Annotated in this window: 5 protein-coding genes; 1 reads left to right on the forward strand and 4 read right to left on the reverse strand. The window is 74.4% G+C overall.

The genetic code is table 11. The annotated features are described in order from the left end of the window. The 4 genes from DW299_RS02010 to DW299_RS02025 form a co-directional block, all read right to left on the reverse strand. Positions 1-433: Rossmann-fold NAD(P)-binding domain-containing protein (locus DW299_RS02010; RefSeq protein WP_522731634.1), on the reverse strand; the 433-nt coding region annotated here is incomplete at its 3' end. Then, entirely contained in the window at positions 433-1,923 is a 1,491-nt protein-coding gene (gene xylB / locus DW299_RS02015; RefSeq protein ID WP_136035453.1) for a xylulokinase, read from the reverse strand. The genes xylB and DW299_RS02010, both read right to left, overlap by 1 nt. A gap of 9 nt (positions 1,924-1,932) precedes the next feature. After that, positions 1,933-2,508: a glucose-6-phosphate isomerase family protein gene (locus DW299_RS02020; RefSeq protein ID WP_136035454.1), complete on the reverse strand. Its 576-nt coding sequence runs from the start codon at positions 2,506-2,508 to the stop codon at positions 1,933-1,935. A gap of 132 nt (positions 2,509-2,640) precedes the next feature. After that, positions 2,641-3,615 (reverse strand): acetylxylan esterase, encoded by a 975-nt coding sequence (locus DW299_RS02025; RefSeq protein ID WP_136035455.1) that lies wholly within the window; start codon positions 3,613-3,615, stop codon positions 2,641-2,643. A 107-nt stretch (positions 3,616-3,722) separates the two neighbouring features. On the opposite strand from DW299_RS02025, the gene DW299_RS02030 reads away from it, so the two are divergent. Beyond that, positions 3,723-3,975 (forward strand): DeoR family transcriptional regulator (locus DW299_RS02030; RefSeq protein ID WP_168443056.1); only part of this gene is annotated, 253 nt, incomplete at its 3' end.

A 3,975-nucleotide genomic window follows, 5' to 3' on the forward strand; every position in this document is an offset into this window, starting at 1 on the left:
GGTGTGCGGCGCCGAGCTCGCGGCCGCGCCGCACACCCCAGTCGCCCGCTCGCACCCGGCGGTCGCCGTCTGGCACGAACCGGAGTGCCGCGAGCATGAGTCCCACCGCGTGGTCGGCGACCGCGTCGGCGTTGGCGCCCGGGGTGTTCGTGACGGGGATACCGCGCTCCCGGGCCGCCGCGAGATCGACGGCCTCGGTGCCCACGCCGTAGCGCGCCACCACCTTGAGCTTCGGTGCCGCGGCGAGGTGCGCCTCGGTCACGGGACCGGTGCCCGCGATCCACGCGTCGGCCCCGTGCAGCAGCGACCGCAGCTCGTCGAGGTCGTGATGCGCGGGCCCGCGGAGGATGCGGTGCCCCGCCCGCGCCGCGCGCTCCACCAGGTCGAGGTCGCCGTCGGAGAACGAGCGACTGGTGACGAGGATGACGCCCATCAGCGTGGCCGTCCGGCGAACCAGGGCGCGAGCGCGGTGTAGGCGTCGGCGAACCGGGCATGCCGTTCGGCGTACACCGCGTGCCGGGCGGGGTCGGGCGTGAACTCGGCTGTGACCTCGCTCAGCGCCCGCGCCGCCGAGAAGTCGGTGAGCCCGAGACCCACGGCTCCGGTGACCGCCGCGCCGAGGCTGTTCGCCTCCTCCACGATCGTGCGCCGCCGCACGGGAACGCCCCACACATCCGCGAGCACGGAGAGGTACACGTCGCTCTGGGCCCCGCCGCCCACCGCGTCGATGCGGTCGATCACGGCGCCCGACTCCCGGAACGCCTGGATGCACGTGAGCAGGTTGAACGCGGTGCCCTCCAGTACGGCCCGCACCAGGTGCGCCCGGCCGTGATGGCGCGCGAGACCCACGAACGCGCCACGGGCGTCCGGGTCCCACAGCGGAGAGCGCTCGCCGAGCAGATAGGGGAGGAAGTAGAGGTCGTCGGTGTCGACGTCGGCCGAGGCCTCGGCGGTCAGGCGCCCGGTCTCGGGGTGCGCGGGATCGGGCGACAGCGCCTCCGCGATCCACTGCACCGACGCGCCGCCCGCCTGCATGGTGGCCGTCGGGACGAACGAGCCGGGCACGACGTTGTCGAACGTGAAGGTGCGCATGGCCGGGTCGTGCAGCGGGGCATCCGCCGCGAACGAGATCCACGACGAGGTGCCCAGGCAGACATAGGCGCCGTCCTCGGGGGCCACGACGCCGGAGCCGACCGCGGCCAGGGGTCCGTCGCCGCCGCCCATCACCACGCGCACGCCGGTGTGCAGGCCCAGGGCCTCGGCCGCCGCGGGGGTGAGGGGACCTGCGATCTGCGTCGACTCCAGGATCTCGGGGAACAGGGCCGGGTCGAGCCGAGCGGCTGCCAGCACCTCGCTCGACCACGTGCCGGCGGCCTGGTCGTAGGCGTTCATGCCCGAGGCGTCGGAGCGGTCGGTGGCCAGGCGCCCGGTGAGCCGCAGCACGATGAAGTCTTTCGCGACGCACACCCGGCGCACGCGCGCCCACACGTCGGGCTCGTTGTCGCGCACCCACATGATCTTCTCGACCGAGTAGGTGGGGTTCAGGCGGTGGCCGAGGATGCCGTACGCCCGCTCGGCGCCGAGCGCGGCCTCGAGCTCGCGCTGCTGCGCCCCGGCGCGGGTGTCGGCCCAGATGATGGCGGGACGCGCGGGCTCGCCGTCGCCGTCGAGCAGCACGGCGCCCATCATCTGTCCGCTCACCACGAGCCCCGCGACGTCGGAGGGTGCGGTGGCCGTGCGTGCGAGCAGGTCGCGGGTGGCGGCGACGACCGCGTTCCACCAGTCGTCGGGGTTCTGCTCGGCGATCCCGCCCGCGGCGAAGTGCGCGGGATACGGCACCGTGACCGCGGCGATCAGGCGGCCGTCGTCATGGTGCAGCGAGGCCTTGTTGCCGGTGGTGCCGAGGTCGTGCGCGATCAGCATGGCCGGAGCCTATTCCGCGTACGGGCGCAGGTCGACGCCGGACTCCGCACGGTAGGCGCGCGAGCCCATGCCGTGCTCCAGCACCCACCCGTAGTCGTGCCCCGCGCCGCCCGGGTAGACGGCGAGGAAGGCGTAGGGCTCGTCTCCGGTGTTGACCGAGCGGTGCGCCCAGCCCGGGGGGATGTAGCCGATGGTGCCGGGGAGCATGTCGAGCCACTGGGTGCGCTCGCCGTCGAACATGAGCAGTCCGCCGCGGCCCTTCAGCGCCAGGTAGATCTCGCCCTGGTGGTCGGGGTGCTGGTGGCCCTTCGTCATCCACAGCTCGCCCGACGTGTCGCCGGGCATGATCGTCGTGATCGACTGCGGCAGCTCGCGGTCGACCTCGGGCACGGGGGAGCTGACGACGGTGTAGACCACCGGGTCGTCGCCCGATGCGGAGGCGGCCCAGGCGTCGTGATCCCGGAACAGGCCCTCGAGGTCGGACATCCGCCGCGTGAGCGTGGGGCCCTCGGGGGAGAGCGTCAGCTTCTCGGCGTCGAAGGCGATGGCCATCGGCGGGATCGGCGGGGTCTGGTACTCGGGCATCGATGCTCCTCGGACGGGATGCTGCGGCGCTGCGCAACCTGTAATGACAAGCTCACTGTACCTGTTATGACAGGTTGCGTCCAGTGCTCGCCTGCGCGGACCCGCGTGCGCGCCTGCGGCATCTCCGGGCGCTCACCGGGCGAGCACGCGCTCCAGATGTTCCCGGCCCTCGCGGATCGCCGCCGCCGTCACGGCTGCCCACCCGGGGTACTCGGCGTGCCCGGCTGGGAGCACGGCGAGCTCGACCTCGCGGGCACCGGCGGCCACGGCGAACTGTCCCTGCGGCGGCACGTACTGGTCCCACAGGGCGGCCTCCACGCGCACCGGCATGCGCGCGAAGCCGATGCTCGTGGAGGAGTCGAACCAGCGCAGCACCTCCCGCGCCTCGGGGTGGCGGCGCACGTGCTGCCGCACGGTCTCGCCGCTGCCGAGGCACCGCACGGCGAGGCGCTCGTCGTACTGCCCGAAGCTCGGCACGATGAGCGTCGCGCCCACGAAGCGCTCGTCCCAGGGCAGCGCCAGCGCACCGATGCCGCCGCCGAAGCTCTCACCGACGTAGTAAAGCGGCAGCTCCCCGACGAGGGCGGACAGGGCGTCGGCCGCCAGCCACAGGTCGCGCGCGCAGAGGCCGAGCACGTAGCGCTCCGGGTCGTCGATGCCGGCGAGCACGTGCTCCGCGGTCGACTCGGGTGCGCCCACCCCGGCGTTGAGGGCGCCGAGGCCGCGGGCGACCGGGAAGATCGCCGCGAGGCCCTCGGGCACGCGCGCGAGGTCGATCTCCTCGCGGCCGCCGTAGCCGTGGCTGTGGACGACGCCGGCCCGCGGTCGCCCGTCGAGGGGCTCCACGACCCAGGCCCGCAGACGCACGCCGTCGACGCCGCTGTGCTCGACCACCGACACCCTCCGCCCGTGCTCGACCGCCGACGACAGCACGACGGGAGCCGCGTCCACCGCGGCGGTCTCACGGCGCCAGCGCCGCCACCGCTCCGCGAAACCCGGCGGCGCGGGCGCGGGCGGGACCGCGCGGAGGTCGGCCTCGGTGCGTCCGTAGCGGCCGTCGAACGCGGCAGCGGGGAACCAGGTGGCGTAGGGCTCGGGGAGGGTCATGCGACGTCGGGGATCCTGTTCCGGGAGTGGGGCGGGCGGGGGTGCGTCGACCGCGGCGGGCCGTGGGGGCGCGTGGCAGACTGGAGGCCCCACCGGAAGGAGACCGCGTGCTGGTCACGGAGCGACGCGAGCGCATCCTCGCCCTCACCCGCGACCGCGGTACGGCCTCCATCGGCGAACTCGCCGCCACGCTGCAGGTGAGCGAGATGACGGTGCGGCGCGACATCGACCAGCTCGCCGAGGAAGGCGCCGTCGAGCGCATCCGCGGGGGCGTGCGCGTGCGCGGCCCGCAGCGGCTGCTCCCGGCTCCCGCGATCTCGGACGAGCGGCGCGCGATCGTCGCCGCGGCCGCCGCGCTCG

Origin of the sequence: Microbacterium sp. K35, from assembly GCF_004794375.1 — a bacterium.
GTDB lineage: Bacteria > Actinomycetota > Actinomycetes > Actinomycetales > Microbacteriaceae > Microbacterium > Microbacterium sufflavum.